The organism is Nocardia acidivorans NBRC 108247 (assembly GCF_001625085.1).
Classification (GTDB): Bacteria; Actinomycetota; Actinomycetes; order Mycobacteriales; family Mycobacteriaceae; genus Nocardia; species Nocardia acidivorans.
In genome coordinates this window covers 203,586-226,479 of sequence record NZ_BDAW01000014.1, presented here as the reverse complement: position 1 = coordinate 226,479, position 22,894 = coordinate 203,586, and the positions used below count along the sequence as shown (strand labels likewise).

The window sequence follows — 22,894 nt, the reverse complement described above, 5'->3', positions numbered from 1 at the left end:
AACAGTGAGCGGGCCGTCCCGGCGGTGACGACCGATCCGGTGACCACGATGCCCGCTCCGGAGACCAGTTCGCCACTCTCGCCTTCTTCGGCGAGGGCGATGGCGGTCTCGATGGCGTCGGGCAGATCGCCGGCCACCGCGACGCGCTCATCGCCGAAGCGCTGGACCGCGAGGTTGGCCAGTTCGTCGACGGGAAGGGCACGGGGAGAGCCGTTCTCGGTGACGACGATCTCGTCCAGGATGGGTTCGAGGGCGTCCAGGATGCCCCCGGCGTCCTTGTCGCCGAGCACCGCGACCACGCCGACCAGTTTGCGGAAGTCGAATTCGCTTGTCAGTGTTGCCGCCAGCGCCTGCGCGCCATGCGGATTGTGCGCGGCGTCGATGAAGATGGTCGGCGCGCTGCGCATGCGCTCCATCCGGCCCGGACTCTGCACGGACGCGAATCCGGCTCGGACGGCATCGATATCGAGCTGACGGGACGCGCCCGCGCCGAAGAAGGCTTCGACGGCCGCCAGCGCGAGCACGGCATTGCGGGCCTGATGCTCACCGTGCAGCGGCAGGAAGATGTCGTCGTAGACACCGCCCAGGCCCTGCAACTCCAGCACCTGGCCGCCGATGGCGACGCGGCGGGTGAGCAGGCGGAACTCCGAACCCTCGCGCGCCACCGCGGCGTCCATATCGACGGCGCGGCGCAGCAGCACCTCCATGACCTCGGGCTGCTGTTCGGCGATGACCGCGACGGTATCGCGCGGCACCAGTTCGTCGGCGGGGGCCTTCTTGATGATCCCGGCCTTCTCCCCCGCGATGGATTCCAGGTCCGGGCCGAGGAATTCGGTGTGGTCCAAGCCGATCGGGGTGATGACCGCGACCTGACCATCGATGACATTGGTGGCGTCCCAGGTGCCGCCCATCCCGGTCTCCACGACCGCGACATCGACGGGCGCTTCGGCGAATTTGGCGTACGCCATGGCGGTGAGCACCTCGAACTTGCTCAGCGCCGGACCGCCCGCCGCGATCGACTGTTTGTCGACCATCTCGAGGAACGGCAGCAATTCGCGGTACAGCTCGACATACTGGCCGGGCGTGATGGGCGCGTTGTCGATGGCGATGCGTTCGGTCGCCAATTGCAGGTGCGGGCTGGTGATCCGCCCGGTGCGCCGGTGCAGGGCGGTGAGCAGGGCGTCGATCATGCGGGTGACCGATGTCTTGCCATTGGTGCCCGCGATGTGGATGGCCGGGTAGCCGTGCTGCGGCGACCCCAGCAGATCCATCAGGGTGGCGATGCGGGTGAGCGAGGGCTCGAGTTTGGTCTCGGGCCAGCGCTTGTCGAGTTCGGCTTCGACCAACGCCATTTCGGCCAGATCCACCGGGGAGGTGGTGATGGGGCCTTCGACGTACTGACGCTCGGGTTCGTCGTTCACTTGCGCTCCGCCAGCTTGGCGATCTCGGCGAGCCGGGCGCCGATGCGCTCGACCTCGGACTCGGCGATCTCCTTGCGCGCCTTGATCTTCGCGACCACATCGTCCGGGGCCTTGGCCAGGAAGCCCTGGTTGCCGAGCTTGCCGGTGGTGCCCGCGAGTTCCTTCTGGGCGGCGGCGAGATCCTTCTCCAGGCGGCGTGCCTCGGCGTCCAGGTCGACGGTCCCGGAGGTGTCGATCTCGACGGTGACGGTGGACGAGCTCAGCCGCACCTCGACCGCGGCGGTGGCGGCGAAATCGTCGCCGGGCGCGGTGAGGCGGGCCAGCGTGGTGATCTCGGTCTGCTGGGCGAGCAGATCGGCGTTGTCCAAGCCGATGAGCTTGGCCGAGACCTTCTGACTGTCGGACAGGCCCTGATCGCTGCGGAAGCGGCGGATTTCGGTGATGAGCCGCTGGGCGTCGGCGATGCGGACGGCCGAAACCTGGTCGGTGGCAAGGCCGGTGGCCTGCGGCCAGGCCGCGACCACGATGGATTCCCCGCCGGTGAGCGCGAGCCACAGCTGTTCGGTGACGAACGGAATGGCCGGATGCAGCAGGCGCAGCACCGAATCGAGCACATTGCCCAGCACGATGCGGGTGCTCGCGGCGCGCTCCTCGGACTCGGCGAACTGCACCTTGGCCAATTCCAGGTACCAGCTGCAGAATTCATCCCACGCGAAGTGGTAGAGCGATTCGCACGCCTTACCGAATTCGTAGCGGTCGAAGCTGGCGTCGACCTCGGCGCGCACCTCTTCGAGGCGGTCCAGGATCCAGCGGTCGGTATCGGTGAGGGTGTCGCGAGCGGGCAGTTCACCCGGCTGCGCACCGTTCATGAGCGCGAACTTGGTGGCATTGAACAGTTTGGTGACGAAGCTGCGCGAGGCGGTCACGTGCGCGGTGCCGACCGAGAGGTCACCGCCCGGCTGTGCGCCGCGGGCCAGGGTGAATCGGGTTGCGTCCGCGCCGAATTCCTCGATCCAGTCCAGCGGGTCGATGCCGTTGCCGCGCGACTTGGACATCTTCTTGCCGTGTTCGTCGCGAATCAGGCCGTGCAGGAACACATCCCGGAACGGCACCTGCTTCTGCTCGGCGTCCTTGCCGGTGGTGAGCACCGGATCGTCGGAGACGAACATGCCGAACATCATCATCCGGGCGACCCAGAAGAACAGGATGTCGTAGCCGGTGACCAGAACGCTGGTGGGATAGAACTTCTCGAGCTCGGCGGTGCTGTCCGGCCAGCCCATGGTGGAGAAGGGCCACAGGCCCGAGGAGAACCAGGTGTCCAGGACATCCGGATCCTGCACGTAGCCCTCGGGGGCCTGCTCGTCCGGGCCGACGCAGACGATCTCGCCCGCGGGGCCGTACCAGATCGGAATGCGGTGGCCCCACCACAGCTGCCGGGAGATGTTCCAGTCGTGCATATTGTCGACCCAGTCGAACCAGCGCGGTTCCTGGCTCGCGGGGTGGATCTTGACATCACCGTTGCGGACGGCGTCGCCGGCGGCCTTGGCGATGCCCTCGACCTTGACCCACCACTGCATGGACAGGCGCGGTTCGATGGGTTCGCCGGAGCGCTCGGAGTGGCCGACCTGATGCTTGTACGGGTAGACGCGGCCGGTGACGCGGCCCTCGGCCTCGAGCCGTTCGCGGATCTTGAGCCGGGCCTCGAAGCGGTCCATACCGTCGAACTCGGTTCCGCTGTCGGCGATCTTGCCGGTCTTGTCCATGATGGTCGGCATGGGCAGGTTGTGCCGCAGGCCGAGCTCGAAGTCGTTGGGGTCGTGCGCGGGGGTGATCTTGACTGCGCCGGAACCGAATTCGGGATCCACGTAATCGTCGGCGACGATCGGGATCTGACGACCGGTGATCGGATGGTAGAGCGTGGTCCCGATGAGCGCTTTGTACCGCTCGTCGTCGGGGTGCACGGCCACCGCGGTATCGCCGAGCATGGTCTCCACGCGGGTGGTGGCGACGATCACATGCGGCTCATCGTCGTTCAGCGAGCCGTAGCGCAGTGAGACGAGTTCGCCGTCGACCTCTTTATGGTCGACCTCGAGGTCGGAGATGCCGGTCTCGAGCACCGGCGACCAGTTCACCAGGCGCTCGGCGCGGTAGATCAGGCCCGCGTCGTAGAGGCGTTTGAAGATGGTCTGCACGGCGCGGGAGAGTCCGTCGTCCATGGTGAAGCGGTCGCGGCTCCAGTCGACGCCGTCGCCGAGGCGGCGCATCTGGCCCTGGATCTGGCCGCCGGATTCGCGCTTCCAGTCCCAGACCTTGTCGATGAAGAGTTCGCGGCCGAAGTCTTCCTTGGTCTTGCCGTCGAGGGCGAGCTGCTTCTCCACCACCGATTGGGTGGCGATACCGGCGTGATCCATACCGGGCAGCCACAGCACCTCATAGCCCTGCATGCGCTTGCGGCGGGTGAGCAAGTCCATCAGGGTGTGGTCGAGGGCGTGGCCCATATGCAGGGTGCCGGTGACGTTCGGCGGCGGCAGCACGATCGAGTACGCGGGTTTGGCGCTGCTCGCATCGGCGGTGAAGTAACCGGCGGCTACCCAGCGCTCGTACAGGTCGGCCTCCACCTCGCCGGGGTTCCAGCTTTTGGGGAGGGCATCGGCACGATTACGCGGGTTCTCAGAGGCTGCGCTGGTCACCGTGCGATTCTAATTGACACCCCGGCAGGGCTTGACAGCGCGGCCGCGGCAAGAAAGCCGAAGGGCGGGACCTTCGGCGGATGAGGGACACCGAAGGCCCCGCCTTCGAAGGTAAGCCTACCGCCGTTTGCGCGGACCCTCTCGGATCCATAAGCAATTCTCAGGTTCGGGACCAAATGCGCCAGGGTAGGCCACAATTCGTTGCAACCGCGTTGCGTGGCCCGCATGGCCCTCGCGACCCGCAGCGGAGCTGTGCAAGGGGTACGGCCGATCCGAACGAGCTCCGAATAGCACTGGCGGCCAGCGGTTTTCGCGGTTGTATTCGACGTGTGACTGCATTCATTTCACAGTCGGAGTCAGGTTTTCCCGTCGGGCAACTGTCGTAAGGTCCGAAGATGCCGTTCTGAGCTCGTGGGAGAGCGAAGGTCCACCACACCGATACGGGAGGGAATGGATCACCGGTTCTGCTGGGGCACAGCTTCTTCATGGACCAGGAGAGCTTCGGCCCACAGCAGCGGGCGCTCGCGCCGGACTATCGCCTGGTCTGCGTCGATTCGCGCGGCCACGGCCTCTCCGAGGACGATGGCACCCGTTCAGCTATTGGGACCTGGCCCGCGACGCCTGGGCGGTCGCCGATCACCCGGGCATCGAGCGCGCGGTGGTGGGCGGTGTCGGGCACGGTGCGTTCACCGCGGTCCGAATGGCGCTGCATGAGCAGCGTGTGTTCGCACCACAGCGTGCTGCTCGGTACGCGCACCGATATTGATGGCATCCTCACCGCTCCGCACAAGGAGCGCGCGCATTCGGACGCCCTGGCGGATGCGAATTCCCCAGCGATGAAAGGTATTACGGCATGACGAAGCGGTATCCGATTCTCCTGGGCGTGCCGGACGCGGCGGACGATCCGCTGCCGGTCGCTCCAGGCACCCGGGCCGACCACCATAGATTCGAACGCGCCGATGATCGAGGTCGCCTGCGCCGCGCCCCGCGGCTGATTCCCGATTCGGGGAAATATCAGGGGAAATCCCGGTTGTCCGAACTGATTCCACTGCCGATCCTGGAGGAGTGAACCCTCCGCTCGACACCGCGGCCGCCGCCGATTTCGATCCCGAGTATCCGCGGCCGCGCATGTTGGCGCCGCATCGGGTGCATGATCTGCGCGGCCGCACCCTCCGCGAATTGCGTTATCCCGCAAGCGCGGCCGTGATCTTCACCGGGGTGCCGGGCGCCGGGAAGAGCACCGCCCTGCGCAAACTGTTCGGCGACTATCCGGATTCGCATCTGCCCGCCCGCAGCCCCTCGGGCGCGGTGCTGGTCGACTCCCAGCAGTCCCGCAAATGGTGGCAGCACCGGGTGAGCGCGGTGCCGTATCCGCTGCTGCTGCCGATCGTGCATCTCACGCACTACCGGCGCATTCGCGCCGCGCTGCGACGCGCGGACGGTCCGGTGGTCATCCACGACTGCGGTACCCGGCACTGGGTGCGCCGCCTGGTCACGGCCTGGGCGCGCGCCAATGGCAGGCCCATTCACCTGATCATGATCGATGCTCCCGCCGAACTCGCTCGCGCGGGCCAGATCTCGCGCGGCCGCACGGTGGGCCGCCTCAGCTTCCAATGGCACTGCATGCGCTGGCAGCACCTCGTCGACCGCGCCGGAGCGGGCGTCATGCCCGAGCCCGCCCCGGATTCGGTGGTCATCCTGGACCGCCCCGCCGTCACCGCACTGGAAGAGGTCACCTTCTCGACCCCCGTCATGGAAGCCGGGATACGCGGCTGAGCCGGATCACCCGGGGCTATGGATCCCGGCATGCCCTCGCACCCGGCATGCCCTCGTCATCCCCGCGTGCTTTCGGCCGGGATCCACACCTACCGCGGCCGCAGCCCTGAGCTGGTGAGATCGAGCAGCCGCTCCCAGTCCCCACTGCCGGTGCGAATGGTGGCTGAGATCGCGCCCACGAGCATGTACACGTCCAGGACCGTGCAGTCCGGGCGCAGCGTGCCTGCCCGCCGATCGCGGGCGATGATCTCCCCGATCACCGCTTCGAGCCGGGCACGGGTCTCACCGCGCGGTTCACTGCCCGGCGCATGTCGCGCGGATTCGATTGCGGCGGAGAGCCCTTGGTCGGCGGCGAGCACCCCGCCGACATGGCGCAGGTAGCGGTCCAGGCCCTGGCCCGCGGGTGCGGTGAGGCATGCGGTGCGGGCGAACTCCGCGATCTCCTCGAAGCGCTGCTCGGCCACCGCCTCGATGAGATCGGCCCGGGTGGGGAAGTGCCGGTAGACGGTGCCCATTCCCACCCCGGCAGCGCGCGCTATCTCGGGGAGTTGGACGCGGTTTCCGTTCTCGGCCAGCAGCATTCGCGCCGTCTCCAGCAGGCGGTCACGATTGCGAGAGGCGTCGGCCCGGGGTTTGCGAGGGGTTGACATGGGTGATCCTTCTCGGCTTTGCTTTAAACGGAATCGGACTCCGGTTCCGCTTCAGCTGAAAGGGTATCAGCAATGTCCGAGAATCGTTTTCTGCTGCTCCAACCCGGCGAGGTCCGCCCCGGCCGCGTTCCCCTGCCGCCCGCCTTCGCGGTCAAGGCCGCCACCGCCGATACCGAGGGTCGTTTCTCCATGCTGGAGGTGACGCTCGCCCGCGATATCCCCCGGCATACGCACCGGGTCGCCGACGAGTCGATCTACGTGCTGGACGGCGTGCTCGAGGTCGAGTTCGACGATCGCGTCGTGCACGCCACCGCGGGCATGTTCGTCCTACTGCCGCACGGGATTCCGCATGCCCTGCGCTGCGGCTCCACCCCGCCTCCGCGCCTGTTGCAGATCTCCTCCCCCGGCGGCTGGGAGTGCTATCTCGAAGACCTCTTCGAGGCCGGGCCGAGCGTGCTCACCGCGGGGGCACTGGATCCGGTCAAGATCAATCCGATCGCCTCGAAATACGACATCCGCTACGAGGAGACCGCCACGCCCCGGGCGTGAATGCCGTTTCGGCCGCGCCCCTTCGGTACGGGGCACGGCCGAAACAGCTGTGCGGGAGTCGTTTTCGCTCAGGGAGCCAGAATCTCCAGGGCTCCGGGGCGGACGAGGAAGGTGGCGGGCAGCATGCCCGCCGGATCGCCGTCCGCCGTGGCGGGGGCATCGGGTGCGGTGAGAATGAGCCGCGCCGCCCGGTACTGCGTGGTGGCGGGATGCTCGATCCGCTTGCCCGCGGACAGTGCGGGCAGGAGCCGCAACAGATCTCGCCGCGGCATGGCGCCCACCACCGTGAGATCCAGCAGGCCGTCGTCGATCACCGCGTCCGGGGTGATGAGCATGCCGCCGCCGTAGGTGCGGGTATTGCCGACCGCGACCATGATGGCGTCCTGTTCGATCACCGTGCCGTCCGGATGATCGGGCGATCCGTGCAGTTCGATGCGATACGGCACCGCCAGCTTGCCGAGCAGTTCGAGCACGGCCGCGACGGTGTACCGCAGCGGACCTTTCGGCCAGCGCATCTGGTTGGCGCGCAAGGTGACTCGCGCGTCGAGTCCGGTGCCGGTGACCGTGGCGAACCACATGGGACGCGCGGCCGCCTCGGCCTGCACGGTGCCCAGGTCGATGGTGCGGGTATTGCCGCGCAGCACCAGATCGACCGCGGCGACGGTGTCATCCGGAATGCCGACCTCGCGGGCCAGATCATTGCCGGTGCCCCCGGGTACCAGCCCGAGCGGCACCCCGGTGCCGACCAGGGCCTGCAACACCACGCAGGTCAGACCGTCACCGCCCGCCGCGACCACGGCATCGGGGCGAATCGCGGGGTCCGCGAGCGCCTTTCGCACCCTTTCCTCGGTATCGGCCGCCGAATCACCGCGAATCTCGGTGACCCGGACGCCGCGCTCGGCGAAGAGGTTGGCGGCGGTGATCCCGACCTGCACGCCCTTGCCGTGACCGGAGAGCGGATTGGTCACCAGCACGATGGATCTGATCTCTGTCACGGAATGAGCTTCCCAGGGTTCATGATTCCGGCGGGGTCCACGGCATTCTTCACCGCGCGCAGCACCTGGACACCGAGATCGCCGATTTCGTCGGTCATCCACGGGCGGTGGTCCGCGCCGACGGCGTGATGGTGGGTGATGGTGCCACCGGCCGCGACAATGGCATCGCCGGCGGCATGCTTCGCCTTGGCCCACTGCGCGATCGGATCCTGCGCCTGCTTGGCGACAATGGTGAAGTAGAGCGATGCTCCGGTCGGGTACGTGTGCGAGATATGGCACATGACCAGGGCGGGCGTGCCCTGCGCGGTGAGCGAGTCGGTCAGCGCGGCGGTGACTTTCGCCTTCAGATTCGCGAGATTGGACCAGGCGGTAGCGGTTTCGAGGGTCTCGCAGAGAATTCCGGCGTCCAGCAGCGCATCCCGCAGATAGGGGGCAGCGAAGCGGCCGTGCTCCCATTCCCGGGCCGGATTCTCGCCGAGCGCGGTGCCACCGGCGGCGGTGAGCAGCTCCGCGGCCTCGGTACCGCGATGCGCGACATGCGCGGCCGTACCTTCGAAGGTGGTCACGGCCAGGCAGCCGCCGACCGGCGCGCCACCGATATCCCCGGCCCGGGCCAGGTTGAGTCCGGTCTCGGCCTCATCGGACAGGCGCATGACGGTCGGCGCCGCGCCCGCCTGGATCACCGTGCGCAGCGCGTTCGCGCCGGTGGCGAAGTCGGGAAACGACCAGGCCTGGTACGCGGTGGTTTCCGGGACCGGGTGCACGCGCAGGGTGACCGCGGTGATGATGCCGAGGGTGCCCTCCGAGCCGGAGAAGAGTTCGCGCAGATCCGGGCCGGCGGCCGATGCGGGCGCCCGGCCGAGGTCGAGACTCCCTGCGGGAGTGGCGATTCGGAGCCGCTGGATCATATCGTCGAAGCGGCCGTAGCCGGCCGACGCCTGACCCGAGGAGCGGGTGGCGGCGAATCCGCCGATGGTGGCGTATTCGAAGCTCTGCGGATAGTGGCCGAGCGAAAGTCCGTGTTCGGCAAGGAGTTCCTCGGCGCGCGGACCGGTCAGGCCCGCACCCAGGGTGACGGTGCCGCTGATCGGATCGACCTCGGTGATGCTGTCCAGGCGGCGCAGGTCCAGGGCGATGACCGCGGCGAAAACCCCTCGGGCCGGGTCCAATCCGCCGACGACGCTGGTGCCGCCGCCGAAGGGAACCACCGCGATGCCACTCGCACCGCAATATTCGAGCAGGGCGAGCACCTCATCGTGATCGGCGGGGAACAGCACCGCGTCGGGGGCGTCCTGCGGTGCGGTCTCGCGGCGGCGCAGCAGATCCGGGGTGCTTTTGCCGCCCGCGTGCCGCAGGCGGTCACGGTGGTCGAGGGAGATATTGTCCGCACCGACCACCGCGCCGAGCCCGGCTTGCTGTTCCGGGGACAGGGCCGAGGCGCGCAGCGGCACGTCGCCCTCATCGCGACGGGTCGCCGACTCACCGGATACCCCGAATGCCTGCGCGAGCAGACCCCGGATCTGTTCGGGCAACGGTTTGTGTCCGGACGGGGAGCCCCAGGCGTCCCACACCATACTCGCGCGGGCGTGCGGCTCGCCCGGGTTTTCCGTCGATGTGGAGGCTGCTCGTGTGTCGACCATGCGTTACAGTCTGACATAGAATGTCAAGCAGTAACGAAACCCTCCCAAGGATGGTGGCAGCCATGGCCTCGACCGAACCATCCACCGCCGTCGATCGGGCCATCCTCGACGCGGCGCGCGCCTGCGTGGCCGAATTCGGAGTGCGCCGCACCACGCTCACCGAGGTCGCGCGGCGCGCGGGTGTGAGCAGGCCGACCGTCTACCGGCGCTGGACCGATACCGGATCGCTGGTGGCCGATCTGCTGGTGCGCGAATTGCGCGAGATCATCACCGCGGCCATTCCCGAGGGCGGCGCCGCGCGCGCCCGGCTGATCGGGGCGATCGTCGGCGGCGGTTCCATGATGCGGCGGAATCCGCTGTTCGCCAAGATCTTCCGCACCGACGCCGATGTCATGCTCACCTATGTCTTCGAACGGCTCGGCCGCAATCAGCGCGCACTGATCGCGCTGTTCGCCGAATCCATTCGAGAGGGCCAGCGGGACGGCTCCATTCGCGACGGCGAGCCCGAACAGCTCGCCGCCATGCTGCTGCTGTTGGCGCAGTCCGCCGTGCAATCCGCGGGTACCGTCACCGATTTCCTCGACTCCGATCAACTCGACCGCGAACTCGCCCGGGCCATCGACGGGTACCTGGCGCCGGTCGATCAGCGAAAGGTCCTCTGATGAACGGCACTTCGGCACAGCCCAGCTCGGCGCTCAATGCCATACGGCGGCAACGGGAATGGGCCGAACTCGGGGCGGGCGAGACCATCGACGTGCTGGTGATCGGCGGCGGAATCACCGGGGCCGGCGTGGCATTGGACGCCGCCGCGCGCGGACTGCGCACGGTGCTGGTGGACAAGCACGACCTGGCGTTCGGGACCAGCCGGTGGAGTTCCAAACTCGTGCACGGCGGACTGCGGTATCTGGCCAGTGGCGGGGTGGGCATCGCGCATGAGAGCGCGGTGGAGCGGGATATCCTGCTCACCCGCACCGCACCGCATCTGACCCGGGCGCTGCCGCAGGTGGTGCCGTTGCTGCCGAATATCGGTGCGGTGCAGAAGACTCTGGTGCGGATCGGCTTCCTGGCCGGGGATGTGCTGCGCCGGGCGGCGGGAACCTCGGCCGCGGTGCTGCCGCGGTCGCGACGGGTGGCGGCGGCCGAGGCGCTGCGGCTCGCGCCCACCGTGCGGCGCGCCGGTCTGCGCGGTGGACTGCTCGCCTGGGACGGACAGCTCGTGGACGATGCCCGCCTGGTGGTGGGGATCGCGCGCACGGCGGCCCTGCACGGTGCGTCGATTCTCACCCGGGTGGAGGCGACCGGCGTCACCGGGACCTCCGCGACGCTGACCAATCGGCTGACCGGTGAAACCCGCTCCGTCACAGCGCGTTCGGTCGTCAATGCGACCGGGGTCTGGGCCGATCAGGTGGATCCGAGTATCGAACTGCGGCCCTCGCGCGGCACCCATCTGGTGTTCGACGCGGCCGCCTTCGGCGGGCTCACCGCCTCGCTGACGGTGCCGATTCCGGGCAGCACCGGTCGCTTCATCTTTGCCTTCCCGGCCGCGCACAATCGCGTCTACCTGGGGCTCACCGATGAGGAAGCGCCCGGGCCGGTGCCGGACGTCCCGCACGCCACCGAGAGCGAGATCGACTTCCTGCTCGACACCGTCAATACGGTGCTGCGAGAACCCCTCACCCGCAACGATATTCGCGGCACCTACGCGGGTCTGCGGCCGCTGCTGCGCACCGGTGGGGACAGCACCGCCGATATCTCCCGCGAGCATGCGGTGCTCACCTCCCCCACCGGGGTGATCACCGTGGTCGGCGGCAAACTCACCACCTACCGGAAGATGGCCGAGGACACCGTGGACGCCGCCATCGCGCACGCCCACCTCACCGCCGCCCCCTGCCGCACCCGCGACCTGCCCCTGGTCGGCGCGGTATCGGGCAGGGCGCGCGACGGTATCGAAGCCCCCAACCTGCTGGTGGAGCGCTACGGCAGCGAGGCTACCGCCATTCTCGACCTCATCGAGCAGAATCCGGCCCTGGCCGCCCCGGTCGCCCCCGGAATCGACGTCACCGCAGCCGAATTCGTCTTCGCCACCACCCACGAGGGCGCACTCGACGTCGACGACCTCCTCGACCGCCGCACCCGCATCGGCCTGGTCGACTCCGACCGCAAAGCCGCCCTCCCCGCCGCCGAAGCCGCACTCCCCCAACCCGGCTAAGCCACGCGCACCCACCTGGCTAGGCCACGCGCACCACTCAGCTAGGCCACACGCCGCAGTCGTAAAGCTGCCATCGCTTACGCTCGAACGCCCACCCCGTCATCCCGGCATGCTTTTTGGCCGGGATCCACACGTGACGGGAAGCTGGCCAACTCAGGAGAAGACGTTGCAGCCGGAGCCGGTCGACAGCCCGGTGCCGACGGTGAGGTCGAGCCACGGGATGACGTCTTCACCGGGGAACGTGTGCTGGATGACCGTGATGCGGTGCGCGCCCGGGGTGGCGGGGGTCCAGCGACCGGTCGCATGTCCGCCGGTGGGTTTGGCCGCCGCGAACTGGATGCCGTTGTCGTAGAAGACGACCGGGGTGGACGGATCGTCCACGTAGCCGTTGATCACATAGGTGCAACCGGTCCCGTAGTTGGTCGCCGACCCGAAACTCAGGCCCGGCTCCGCGCCGACCTGGGTCGCGGTGGCGGCGGCGGGCGCGGCCAGCGCGGTGAGGGCGACCGCCGCGATGCCCGCGGGGACGGCCAGTATTCGAAGAGCCGCCAGCACACGGGGGGCGGCGGTGACGGTGACGCGCTTGTTCCTGGTGATCGTGCCCATATGGTTCGGTCCTCATCGGGTATGCCGGAGCCGGATGCACCGGCACGATCCCCCGATCCTCGCGCGCCGCACCCGCCCGCGCGGAGTATTGCCGCAAATCTGGCGAGTCCGATGCCTCCCACGCCTTCGCCTCCATGCCTACCGGGAACGGTTCCCGCGGGGGCCGCCCGGTTCGGACACCCGGCACACGCGGACCTGGGCGGCGGATCGGTGGCGATGCGCGGACCGGTCCGGACAATCTCTGACGGCTGCGGGATCGGCGCGAACGGACCTATGCTGGGCTGCGATATTGGCGAGCGCCGGGTTAGGAGGCGCGAATGGGGCGGATTCCGACCACTGTCGGGCTGTTGCGCGGGGATGGGCTGGTCGCGCGGTTCGGCACCGTGGTCATCTATCTGGCCGGGGCGAGTCCGTCCACGGAACGGATACTCGGCGCGGCCGAGACGGCGGCGACCGCGGCCGATCCCGGGGTGGCGATCGCACAGCGGTTGGCGGCGACCGTCTTCAGCAGTGGCTCGGCGCAACCGCCGTCGTTCGGGGTGGTCGCACCGACCGCGGGCGGAATCCTGGTACTGCTGCGCGGGCCGATCCGCGCGATCGTGGACGGGCCCGAGGGCACCCGGCAGCTCTCCGGGGTACGGGCCATGACCTGGGTCGACGAAATCCTGGATGATCCGGTGCGCAAACTCACCGTCGCGGCCGAGACCGATCCGGGCACCGTCATCGCACACACCGACCTGCGCTCCGGCGTGGTCGCGGCGGGCGGATTCGTGGTGAACGCCCCGCCGTCGGGTAGCAGCGCGCACCCGCGCGTCACCGCCGCACCGAAACCCGCGCCACCGGAAACCCATCCCGCCACCCCCACCTACGACCCGACCAAACGCGCACCCATCCCCACCCCCTCGCACACCCGCTTCTCCGCCCCCGGCGGTTCGCAAGCCCTGCCCCGCGACTCCGCGGAGGGCTCCACCCCGAGCCGCCGCACCGCCGGTGATTCGGAACCCCTCCGCCGCACGGCGGGCAGCGCGGAGCCGGTCCGGCCCGCCCCGGGCGATTCGGAGCAGAATCGCCGCCGCGCCGCCACCACGCCCGCGGTACCGCCGCCCGAGGAGACCCGGGCCCTCTCGGCTTTGGAGGCGGAGGAATCGCGGGTCGCGGCGGATATCCCGAACCTCGGCAAAGCCGTGCGGCACACGGGAACTCCGGCGAGCTCCGCCGCGGCGGAGACGCATCTGGACGCGGCCGATCAACCCCCGACCGCCGCCCACGATTCGAAAACCGCTGCCGCCGAAGAGGATCCATTCCCCAAGGTCAAGCCCGTGACCGGCCGCCCGGAGCCGGACACCGACAAACTGGGCGGCAGCCCCGGCGCCCTGACCGCCCCCGACGGCGCGGTCTATCCCCTCGACCGCCCGTACGTGATCGGACGCGACCCGATGATCGACGAATCGGTCCGCCGCGCCGCCGCCACCGCCATAGTCATCCCCCGCGACCGTCACGTATCCCGCGTCCACGCCCACGTTTTCATCGACAAGGGCACCGTGCTGGTCCGCGACGCCGCCACCCCCGGCGGCACCTACCTCGCCGCCCCGGGCGCCCAGGACTGGATCCGCGTAGGCCAGCACCCCATGGAATTGAAGCCCGGCTGGAGCCTACGAGTAGGCGACCGCATCCTCACCTACCGGCCCAACCCAGCCCGCCACTGACCCGCCGCACGGACACCTCCTCCGCCAGCCCGGCACCCCCGTCACCCCTCCGCCAGCCCGGCACCCCCGTCACCCCCCGCCAGCCCGGCACCCCCGTCATCCCCCGCCAGCCCGGCACCCCCGTCACCCCGGCACTCTGCCGTCACCCCCGCCAGCCCGGCACTCTGCCGTCATTCCCCGTCATCCCGGCATGCGTTTGACCGGGATCCACACCGGTTACGCCCCAACATGTTCAGTGGATCCCGGCCAAAACACGCCGGGATGACGAATGCGCCCTTCGGCCCCCGGGATGACGAAACGCTCCTCTCACCCGAGATGGCGACAGCTCTCCTCGCACCCGAGAGAGCGAAGACCCGGCGCCCCCGCCGCGACATGCCTTTCGCAATATCAGGACCGTTCGCGCATACGGAGTACTCGGACGTAGCGGAAGCGTTTGCCGATTCGGCGGCAGCCGATGGCCAGGGCGGCGCCTGCCGCGGCTCCCGCTGCGGCGCAGACGATTACGGTGGTCAGGGCAGGTTCCCGACCGAGTAGCACCCAGGCCACGCCGACTACCGCTGTTCCGAGTACCGCGCCGCTCAGGGTCAGGCCGACGGTGGCGGCGATACGGGAGCTGCCGTGACGCAGGGTGCGGGCATTGGATTCGGCGTAGGCGACGGAGAAGAGCAGTAGGAGCAGTAGGCCGATGGCGGTGGCGGTGGTGGTGGCACGCTGGGTGGAGTGCACTCCGAAGCGGTAGGCGGCCACCTCGGAACCGTTGCGGGACAGGGTCAATTCGCCGGTGAGGTCACCTGCGAGCACGTAGGGGTTCACCGGTGGTGATACCTCGACCTCGGTGCCGGGTCGCACATCGGTGGTCGCGCCACCGATCCTGACTCCCACCACGTTCAGGGACAGTCGCGCCGCATCCGCGTCCACCCCGGTCACTGTCAGCGGCAGCGGCTTGGACAGGTCCAACTCCACGCGGCTCACCGCGGACGGGTCCACGCCCGCTATGCGGACCGTTCCCGGGGCCGGAAGATCCCGCCCGGGTCCGGACCCGATTCCCAGGATCGCGGCCCCGCCCACCACGGCCGCGAGAACCGCTGCCACCGCGAACGGCAGTCCAGGCGAGCGCAGCGTGACGACCCGCTGCACCGGGACCAGGTCCTTACGATCCACATCGACGAGTCGAACCCCGTTGTGCTGGATAGGTTCCAGTGGCCGTACCCGCGCCATCGACCCGCTCATCCACCCGGCGGCCGCCCGCTCCCGACTGCGGTCCGGCGGCCGCGTACCGTGCGGCGCGGGCGGTATCGGGTATCGCGGCCCGGATCGCTCACCCGCTTCGTATGCCCGTGTGGGGGGATTCGACGGCCGGTCATTGCGCGGGATCGGGTCACTCGCAATGCGCTGAGCGGGGTCCGACGCATGCCGCTGGGTGGAGTCCGACGCATGCCGCTGGGTGGAGTCCGACGCATGCCGCTGAGCGGGGTCCGACGCATGCCGCTGGGTGGAGTCCGACGCATGCCGCTGGGTGGGGTCCGGCGGGCGGTTCGGGCCGGGTGGGGTTCGGGGGGCGCTGTCGAATCCGCCGGACGGATTCGGTGTGGGCCGCCAGCCTCGGCCGAAGCCGGGGCGGAGTTCATGGGGCGCAGGCGTTTCCGATGGCTGTGGTGAATCTCGGCTGACGCCGTTATTCCTGCGCTGTGCGGGATTCGCCGTCGGGCCGGTCCCACCCGACGGATACGGGTCAGCCCCCGGCCTCCGGTCCGGGCGCGGGAAGGGTTGTGGCGTGAAGGGGCGGGAGCCGCCGGTCGCCGCGGCGACGATCGTATCGGCACCGATCAGGGGAATGCCCACGGGCGTCAGCCAATTCGTGCCCCAGCAGTGGGCGGCGGGTTCGGCCAGCGCGATGCCGAAGTGTTCGGCGGTGTCGAAGCGTTCGGCGGGATCGGAGGCGAGACCGCGCATGACGGCCTCGGCAATCGGTTGCGGGACGGTCGGAGCCACCGAGTCCAGGGGGACGGGGTCGCCGTAGGCGTGGGCGAAGAGCATGGCCATGGCATCGGCGCCGGGCGGAAAGGGCAGGGTGCCGGAGAGCAGTTGGTAGAGCATGGTGGCCAGGGCGTAGACGTCCGTCGACGGCGAGAGTTGCTGGCCCCGAACCTGTTCGGGGGCGATATAGGACGGGGTGCCGATGATCTCGCCCGCCCGGGTAACCAGCGTCTCCTCACCCCCGATGATCTTGGCGATCCCGAAATCGGTGAGCTTGAGGGTGCCGTTGACCGAGAACATGAGGTTGGACGGCTTCACATCGCGGTGCAGAATCCCATTGCGATGCGCCGCGTCCAGCCCCGCCGCGCAGGAGAGTGCTATCGCCACCGCCGCCGTCGCCTCGAATCCCGCTGTGACGAACCGGCTTTCGACCGTGCCGCCGGGCAGATACTCGAGCACCAGCAGGCACATGTCCTCCTGCTCGATGAAGTCGTACACCGGCACCACGTGCGGATGATCCAGCGCCGCCATCACTCTCGCCTCGGCGACGAAGCGCCGCCGCACCTGCATATCGTCGGCGAACTGCGGCGGAATCTGTTTGATCGCCACCCGCCGATTCAAGCCGCGGTGCGTCCCGGCCAGCACCACCCCGCAGCCGCCCCGTCCCACCTGCCCGTCCACGATGTATCCGGGCAGTGCCGCCCGCACCCGCGCGATATCGTCCTGCGTCAAATCCCGCACGCTCATCTCCCCGCACCTCCGGGCCGAAACCGCCACTCCCCCGGCGCATTCCGAACGGTCGGCTCATCCTCCGCGACGGGAACGGGCCTGCGCCCCACCGGTTCCCGACCGATCGTCTCCTCTTCGGCCGGACCCTCCGGCCGCACGACCGGGCCGCCCGGACCGGGTGAGGTGACGGTTTCGAGTTCATCGGGCGAAAGGATCGGCGTGCCACCGGGACCGCGCACGGTGGGCGCGGGCACCGCCGGGCGATGCTGCTGCCCATAGCCGCCGACGACCGGCATCGGGCGGCTGGGAGTCCGCCCGGGATCGAAAGGCGTCGGGTAGGGGGCGGGATGCGGAAGCTGTTCGCGATACGGTGCCGGTTCGCGATGCGGCATCGGTTCGGGATGCACGACCGGCTCGGGCTGCGAGGCGGGATAGCCGTGCGCGTCGAGTTCCCTTGCGGCGGCGAGGTCTTCGGCGTCCAAGTCCAGATCGCTGGGTGGGCGCGGAGTGGGCGAGAGGTATCCCGCGAGGAAGAACAGCGTGGCGGTCACCCCGGCCAGGGCCAGCCACAGCGGGGTGCCGGGAACCCACCAGCGGGCCACCGAAGCGGTGAACCCGATCATGAGGCCGATGCCGATACCGGGGGCCAGCAACCGGAGTCCGCGCTGCCAGCGGTTCACCGAAAGACGGTGCCGGGCAACGGTCAGCGCCGCGTCGGCGATGGCCAGGGCGGTCAGGGCGGCGAGGATGATGCCGAAGAGGCCGTAGACCGAGGCCAGTGAACCGCGCACATCCACCACGGTGTGGGTCCTGGTGAGCGGTTTGCCATCGGCCCCTATCAGCGTCAGGTCGGCGCCGATCAAACCGGTGGCCTGACCGTCGAGTCCCGCCGGGTCCAACCGGTAGGTCAATTTATCGGATTTGCCTGCGGCGACGGTCAATTCGACCGAGGTGGAGTACGAGAAGAAGTTCAACCCCAGCACATGCCCGGCCAGGTCGACCCGGCGCACCGTCACCGGTTTCGCCGTGCCGTTGACGACCTCGACCACCACCTGACTGACCTTGGCCGGATCGAAGCGGACGGGATCGCGCGCATCGGCCCCGGAGATGGCACGGCCCTCGATGGTCGCGTCGGCCGTGACACCGCCCGCCGCCGATCCCGAACCGGCTCCGAATAGTGCTGCGGCACCCAGCAATACGACCGTCAACCCGGTGAATACGCGACGGCTGCGACGGATGGTCATCGGGGCCTCCGAGCGGGCGGATGGGATACCAGTCGGTGGCCGAAGAACCAGCCGCCGATGAGCAGGAAGAACAGCAGTACGGTCGCGGTGGCCGCATTGCCGCCGACCTGGCTGACCAGCACGACATCCAGGCCGGCCGCGATTTTCGGACCGCATTCCGCGGTCACCTCATGATGACCGATATCCGTTGCGCCCGTGGGCAATGTGGCGTCGAAACCACCATCGGCACGGGCACGGGTGGCGGTGGCATTCGCACCGCCGATGGAAAGCTTCACCTCGGCATTGGGATCGCAGCCGCGCCCTGTCACCGTCACCGGGGAACCGGGCGATACCGCGGCCGGATTCAAGGACAGTCCGGTGTTCCCCGGAATGACGTCATTCGACTTCGGGTTCGCGGGCTGGGTGGTGCCCGGATCCGGTTGCGGCACTACGGTTTCCCCCGGATTGTCGGGCGGATTCGTGGTGGGCGGGTTCGTCATCGGCGGATTCGGGTTCCCACCACCGGGATTCGGACTGCCGCCCCCGGGATTCGGATTCCCGCCACCGGTCTCACATTTGCCGCTCTCCGGTTTCATCGAGCCGTCCGGACACTTCTCCGGGACAGGTGTGGTGACGCAGACCCCGTTCGCGGGCTTATCGGAGCCGTCCGGACACTTCTCGGGCGGCTTCGTCGTCGGACACACCCCACTAGCCGGTTTCACCGAACCATCCGGGCACATCTCCGGCGGCTTCGTCGTCGGACACACCCCACTAGCCGGTTTCACCGAACCATCCGGACACGTCTCCGGCGGCTTCGTGGTCGGGCAGACCCCATTCGCGGGCTTGACCGAGCCGTCCGGGCATCGCTGCACCGGCGGGATGGACGGGCAGGGGCCGTCGGCGGGCTTCACCGATCCGTCGGAGCAGTATTCGGTCGGCTTGGTCGTCGGGCACGTCCCACCCGGGGGTTTCACCGAACCATCCGGGCAGTACTGAGTGATCGGACAGTGCCCCTGCGCCGGTTTCCGCGAACCGTCCGGGCAGTACTGGACCGCCGGGGCGCAGGTGCCGCTGGCGGGCTTCTCGGAGCCGTCCGGACAGTACTGCTTGGGTGTCGAACCGGTGCCGTCGTGCGTCCCGGTGCAGTCCGAGGTGTCACATCCGTTGTAACCCGGCGCGGAGGTGGGTCCGGGCGCGGGTGTGGTCACCGGCGAATCCAGCAGCGCGGGAGGCATTTTGGCGGGCCCGAGCAGACCGACCGGATCGGATGTCGCGAGAATCGGGTCCGCCGCACCGATTCCGGCGGTCAGCGCCAGTGCGAGCACCGCGAAAAGCACCGCGAAAAGTCCGCGAATGCGGCCCGAATTCCGTACGCCGCGTGGAAATTTCACATGCCGTCGCACTGCTGCGGCACGCGGACCGAATACTGCAGGTGTGTCCATCCGGCGTAACCTCGCTGGTTAGATGGTACGGCCCTGCGCCCCCCGCCGCGCGCATGATTCCGTCCTCCGGATATCGCGGAGGGGACGCCGAGTGTTCACCGACCTAGGATTCATAGGACCACTTGGGTCACCCGCCCGCGCCGCAGAGGAGAATGGTCGTCATGCATCGTGCCGCGCCGAAAAAAGACATCGATGAGGCCGCGCTGACCGTCACCCCTCCGAAAACCGAGGCGGCCGGCGTCAAGGCGGTCACGGTGGCCCTGGAACGCGCCGTCGAGGAGATGGGCGTCATCCGCACCGCCCGCACGCTGACCCGGGTGAATCAACGCCACGGCTTCGATTGCCCGGGTTGTGCCTGGCCGGAGCCGACCGGTATGCGCCGCCCCGCCGAGTTCTGCGAGAACGGCGCCAAGGCTGTCGCCGAAGAGGCCACCCTGCGCACCGTCACCCCCGAATTCTTCGCCGCGCACTCGATCGCCGAACTGGAGGGCAAATCCGGCTACTGGCTAGGTCAGCAGGGCCGCCTCACCCATCCAATGGTGTTGCGGCCCGGCGACACCCACTACTCACCTATCTCCTGGGATGACGCCTACCAGCTGATCGCCGAGAACCTGCGCGCACTGGACTCCCCCGACGAGGCGGTGTTCTACACCTCCGGCCGCACCGCCAATGAGACGGCATTCCTGTATCAGCTGCTGGTGCGCAGCTTCGGCACCAATAATCTGCCGGACTGCTCGAATATGTGCCACGAGTCCTCCGGCGCGGCGCTGACCTCCTCGATCGGCATCGGCAAGGGTTCGGTGACCATCGACGATTTCAAGAAGGCCGATCTCATTATCGTGGCCGGGCAGAATCCGGGCACCAATCATCCGCGCATGCTGTCCGCGCTCGGTGAGGCGAAGGCGCACGGTGCGAAGGTGATCGCGGTCAATCCGCTGCCCGAGACCGGGCTGATCGGTTTCCGCGATCCGCAGACCATCAAGGGCTTCACCTCCGGCATCACCATCGCCGACGACTTCCTGCAGATCCGCCTCGGTGGCGATATGGCGCTCTTCCAGGGCTTGGGCAGACTGCTTTTCGAGGCCGAGGACCGCCGCCCCGGCACCGTCGTGGACCACGATTTCGTGCACGCGCACACCGCCGGATTCGTCGAGTACGAGAAGCAGATGCGCGCGGTCGATCTCGGCGTGGTCGAGGAGGCCACCGGCCTGACCCGCGCCGATCTGGATCGCACGGCGGCGCTACTGGCCGAATCCAAGGCCGTGATCATCTGCTGGGCAATGGGTTTGACCCAGCAGGTACACGGCGTGGCCACCATCGAGGAGGCCACCAATCTGCTGCTCCTGCGCGGCATGATCGGTAAGCCGGGTGCGGGCGTCTGCCCGGTGCGCGGGCATTCGAATGTGCAGGGCGACCGCACCATGGGCATCTGGGAGAAGATGCCGGACGCCTTCCTCGACGCCCTGGATCGCCGGTTCGGGATCACCAGTCCGCGCGAACACGGCTGGGATACGGTCGATTCCATTCGCGCCATGCGCGACGGTCGCGGCAAGGTCTTTTTCGGCATGGGCGGCAATTTCGTCTCGGCCACCCCCGATACCGAGGTCACCGAGGCGGCGCTGCGCAATTGCGCCCTGACCGTGCAGGTTTCCACCAAACTGAATCGCAGTCATGTCGTGCACGGTGCGACCGCGCTGATCCTGCCGACGCTGGGCCGCACCGATGAGGATATGCAGGCCGGTACGCGCCAACAGGTTTCGGTCGAGGACTCGATGTCCATGGTGCATCTGTCCACGGGCCGGCTGAAGCCGGTCAGCAAGGAACTGCGCAGTGAGGTCGCCATCGTCTGCGAACTCGCCCAGGCCCTGTTCGGACCGTCGCATCCGGTGCCGTGGGCCGACTTCCAGCGCGACTACGACCGGATTCGCGACGCCATCGCCGCGGTGGTGCCGGGCTGCACCGATTACAACGCGAAGGTGCGGGGCCGCAATGGCTTCCAGCTGCCGCATCCGCCGCGGGATTCCCGCGAATTCCGCACCGCCACCGGCAAGGCCAATTTCGCCGTCAACGAGCTGGCCTGGCTGCCGGTCCCGCGGGGGCGGTTGATTCTGCAAACCCTGCGCAGTCACGACCAGTACAACACCACCATCTATGGTCTGGACGACCGCTACCGCGGTATCCACAATGGCCGCCGGGTGCTGCTGCTGCATCCGGAGGACATCGCCGAATTCGGTTTCGCCGAAGACGATCTCGTCGATGTGATCTCCGAATGGACCGACGGCACCGAACGCCGGGTGGAGGGTTTCCGACTGGTCGGCTACGCCACCCCGCGCGGCAATGCCGCCGGCTACTACCCGGAGACCAATCCGCTGGTTCCGCTGGACCATGTGGCGCGGCGGTCCAATACCCCTGTCTCCAAGGCGGTCACCGTTCGCCTGGAACCGCACATCCATAGGACGTCGTGAGCCGAGTAACCGCCCGCCGCCGCACCCTGCGCATCTCCCCCACCGGTACGGTCGAGCGCCCCGACACCCTCGCGGTGGAGGAACCGCTCGAAATCCGCACCGGCGGTGAGGCATTGACCATCACCATGCGCACGCCCGGCGCGGATATCGACCTCATCCACGGCTTCCTGTTCACCGAGGGGATCATCGAGACCGCCGAGGATGTTCACACCGCCCGCTACTGCGCGGGCACCGACGAGAACGGGCAGAACACCTACAACGTGCTCGATGTGCGGTTCCGGACGCCGATCCCGGTGCGGCCGCGCAACTTCCTCACCAACAGCGCGTGCGGACTCTGCGGTAAGACCGCGCTGGACGAGGTGCGCACCCGCAGCCGCCATCCGATACCCGCCTCGGGGATCGAGGTGAAGCCGAGCGTGCTGGCCACGCTTCCCACCGAACTGCGTTCCCGCCAGGACCTTTTCGACGCCACCGGCGGATTGCACGGCGCGGGGCTGTTCACCCTGGACGGCGAAGCCGTGGTGGTACGCGAGGATGTCGGCCGCCACAATGCCGTCGACAAGGTGATCGGCTGGGCGCTGCGTGAAAACCGCATCCCCGCACACGATCTCATTCTGATGGTCTCGGGCCGGGCCTCCTTCGAACTGGTGCAGAAGGCCGTCATGGCGGGCATTCCCGTACTCGGCGCGGTCTCGGCCCCCAGTTCCCTCGCGGTGGACCTGGCCGCCGACTCGGACCTGACACTGGTGGGCTTCCTGCGCGGCGAGTCGATGAACGTCTACTCCGCGACCCATCGCATCTCCGTATAGCGCCATC

Annotated in this window: 19 protein-coding genes; 10 read left to right on the top strand and 9 right to left on the bottom strand. The window is 68.6% G+C overall.

The annotated features are described in order from the left end of the window. Both folC and NA10_RS09410 read right to left on the bottom strand, forming a co-directional pair. Positions 1–1,352: bifunctional tetrahydrofolate synthase/dihydrofolate synthase (folC, locus tag NA10_RS09415; RefSeq protein WP_067566158.1), on the bottom strand; the 1,352-nt coding region annotated here is incomplete at its 3' end. 65 nt (positions 1,353–1,417) lie between these two features. After that, positions 1,418–4,111, bottom strand: coding sequence for a valine--tRNA ligase (locus tag NA10_RS09410; RefSeq protein WP_067566056.1), 2,694 nt, complete (start codon positions 4,109–4,111; stop codon positions 1,418–1,420). Between the two features lie 485 nt (positions 4,112–4,596). On the opposite strand from NA10_RS09410, the gene NA10_RS09405 reads away from it, so the two are divergent. Genes NA10_RS09405 through NA10_RS09395 form a run of 3 tightly spaced genes read left to right on the top strand, consistent with a single transcriptional unit; the run spans position 4,597 to position 5,887 of the window. Next, positions 4,597–4,968: an alpha/beta fold hydrolase gene (locus tag NA10_RS09405; protein WP_067566053.1), complete on the top strand. Its 372-nt coding sequence runs from the start codon at positions 4,597–4,599 to the stop codon at positions 4,966–4,968. Continuing rightward, positions 4,965–5,180: a hypothetical protein gene (locus NA10_RS09400; RefSeq protein ID WP_067566050.1), complete on the top strand. Its 216-nt coding sequence runs from the start codon at positions 4,965–4,967 to the stop codon at positions 5,178–5,180. The genes NA10_RS09405 and NA10_RS09400 overlap by 4 nt, the downstream gene beginning before the upstream one ends. Beyond that, complete coding sequence (locus NA10_RS09395; protein WP_245677109.1) at positions 5,177–5,887, top strand: AAA family ATPase; 711 nt, start codon at positions 5,177–5,179, stop codon at positions 5,885–5,887. Before NA10_RS09400 ends, NA10_RS09395 begins: the two co-directional genes overlap by 4 nt. Before the next feature lie 89 nt (positions 5,888–5,976). Here the strand turns inward: NA10_RS09395 and NA10_RS09390 are convergent, their stop codons facing one another. Continuing rightward, on the bottom strand, positions 5,977–6,537 hold the full coding sequence (locus NA10_RS09390; protein ID WP_067566047.1) for a TetR/AcrR family transcriptional regulator: 561 nt from the start codon (positions 6,535–6,537) through the stop codon (positions 5,977–5,979). A gap of 72 nt (positions 6,538–6,609) precedes the next feature. Here NA10_RS09390 and NA10_RS09385 point away from each other — a divergent pair, with 72 nt between their 5' ends. Beyond that, positions 6,610–7,086, top strand: a complete 477-nt coding sequence (locus NA10_RS09385; RefSeq protein WP_067566044.1) for a cupin domain-containing protein — start codon at positions 6,610–6,612, stop codon at positions 7,084–7,086. 68 nt (positions 7,087–7,154) lie between these two features. Here NA10_RS09385 and NA10_RS09380 read toward each other — a convergent pair whose 3' ends face one another. Beyond that, positions 7,155–8,081: a YegS/Rv2252/BmrU family lipid kinase gene (locus NA10_RS09380; RefSeq protein WP_067566041.1), complete on the bottom strand. Its 927-nt coding sequence runs from the start codon at positions 8,079–8,081 to the stop codon at positions 7,155–7,157. After that, positions 8,078–9,655 carry an FAD-binding oxidoreductase gene (locus NA10_RS09375; protein WP_067566038.1) on the bottom strand — a complete coding sequence of 526 codons (1,578 nt, stop codon included), beginning with the start codon at positions 9,653–9,655 and terminating at the stop codon, positions 8,078–8,080. The genes NA10_RS09380 and NA10_RS09375 overlap by 4 nt, the downstream gene beginning before the upstream one ends. Before the next feature lie 128 nt (positions 9,656–9,783). On the opposite strand from NA10_RS09375, the gene NA10_RS09370 reads away from it, so the two are divergent. After that, entirely contained in the window at positions 9,784–10,383 is a 600-nt protein-coding gene (locus tag NA10_RS09370; protein ID WP_157556281.1) for a TetR/AcrR family transcriptional regulator, read from the top strand. Next, positions 10,383–11,930 (top strand): glycerol-3-phosphate dehydrogenase/oxidase, encoded by a 1,548-nt coding sequence (locus NA10_RS09365; protein WP_067566031.1) that lies wholly within the window; start codon positions 10,383–10,385, stop codon positions 11,928–11,930. Before NA10_RS09370 ends, NA10_RS09365 begins: the two co-directional genes overlap by 1 nt. 153 nt (positions 11,931–12,083) lie before the next feature. Here the strand turns inward: NA10_RS09365 and NA10_RS09360 are convergent, their stop codons facing one another. After that, a complete protein-coding gene (locus NA10_RS09360; protein ID WP_067566028.1) occupies positions 12,084–12,536 on the bottom strand; it encodes a hypothetical protein in 453 nt (150 codons plus the stop codon). 317 nt (positions 12,537–12,853) lie between these two features. Here NA10_RS09360 and NA10_RS39120 point away from each other — a divergent pair, with 317 nt between their 5' ends. Then, positions 12,854–14,242, top strand: a complete 1,389-nt coding sequence (locus NA10_RS39120) for an FHA domain-containing protein (protein ID WP_067566025.1) — start codon at positions 12,854–12,856, stop codon at positions 14,240–14,242. A 387-nt stretch (positions 14,243–14,629) separates the two neighbouring features. Here NA10_RS39120 and NA10_RS38140 read toward each other — a convergent pair whose 3' ends face one another. Genes NA10_RS38140 through NA10_RS09340 form a run of 3 tightly spaced genes read right to left on the bottom strand, consistent with a single transcriptional unit; the run spans position 14,630 to position 18,671 of the window. Then, on the bottom strand, positions 14,630–16,966 hold the full coding sequence (locus NA10_RS38140; protein ID WP_067566022.1) for a serine/threonine-protein kinase: 2,337 nt from the start codon (positions 16,964–16,966) through the stop codon (positions 14,630–14,632). Further along, positions 16,963–18,192, bottom strand: coding sequence for a hypothetical protein (locus NA10_RS09345; RefSeq protein WP_067566019.1), 1,230 nt, complete (start codon positions 18,190–18,192; stop codon positions 16,963–16,965). Before NA10_RS09345 ends, NA10_RS38140 begins: the two co-directional genes overlap by 4 nt. Next, positions 18,189–18,671, bottom strand: coding sequence for a hypothetical protein (locus NA10_RS09340; protein WP_157556279.1), 483 nt, complete (start codon positions 18,669–18,671; stop codon positions 18,189–18,191). Before NA10_RS09340 ends, NA10_RS09345 begins: the two co-directional genes overlap by 4 nt. Between NA10_RS09340 and NA10_RS09335 the strand changes: the two genes are divergently transcribed. The 3 genes from NA10_RS09335 to fdhD all read left to right on the top strand — a co-directional run bounded on the left by NA10_RS09335 (position 18,655) and on the right by fdhD (position 22,887). Beyond that, a complete protein-coding gene (locus NA10_RS09335) occupies positions 18,655–19,167 on the top strand; it encodes a hypothetical protein (RefSeq protein WP_067566017.1) in 513 nt (170 codons plus the stop codon). The two genes, NA10_RS09340 and NA10_RS09335, sit on opposite strands and share 17 nt — an antisense overlap. 607 nt (positions 19,168–19,774) lie before the next feature. Further along, positions 19,775–22,078, top strand: a complete 2,304-nt coding sequence (locus tag NA10_RS09330) for an FdhF/YdeP family oxidoreductase (protein WP_067566152.1) — start codon at positions 19,775–19,777, stop codon at positions 22,076–22,078. Then, positions 22,075–22,887 carry a formate dehydrogenase accessory sulfurtransferase FdhD gene (fdhD, locus tag NA10_RS09325; protein WP_067566013.1) on the top strand — a complete coding sequence of 271 codons (813 nt, stop codon included), beginning with the start codon at positions 22,075–22,077 and terminating at the stop codon, positions 22,885–22,887. Before NA10_RS09330 ends, fdhD begins: the two co-directional genes overlap by 4 nt. Positions 22,888–22,894: the final 7 nt, after the last annotated feature.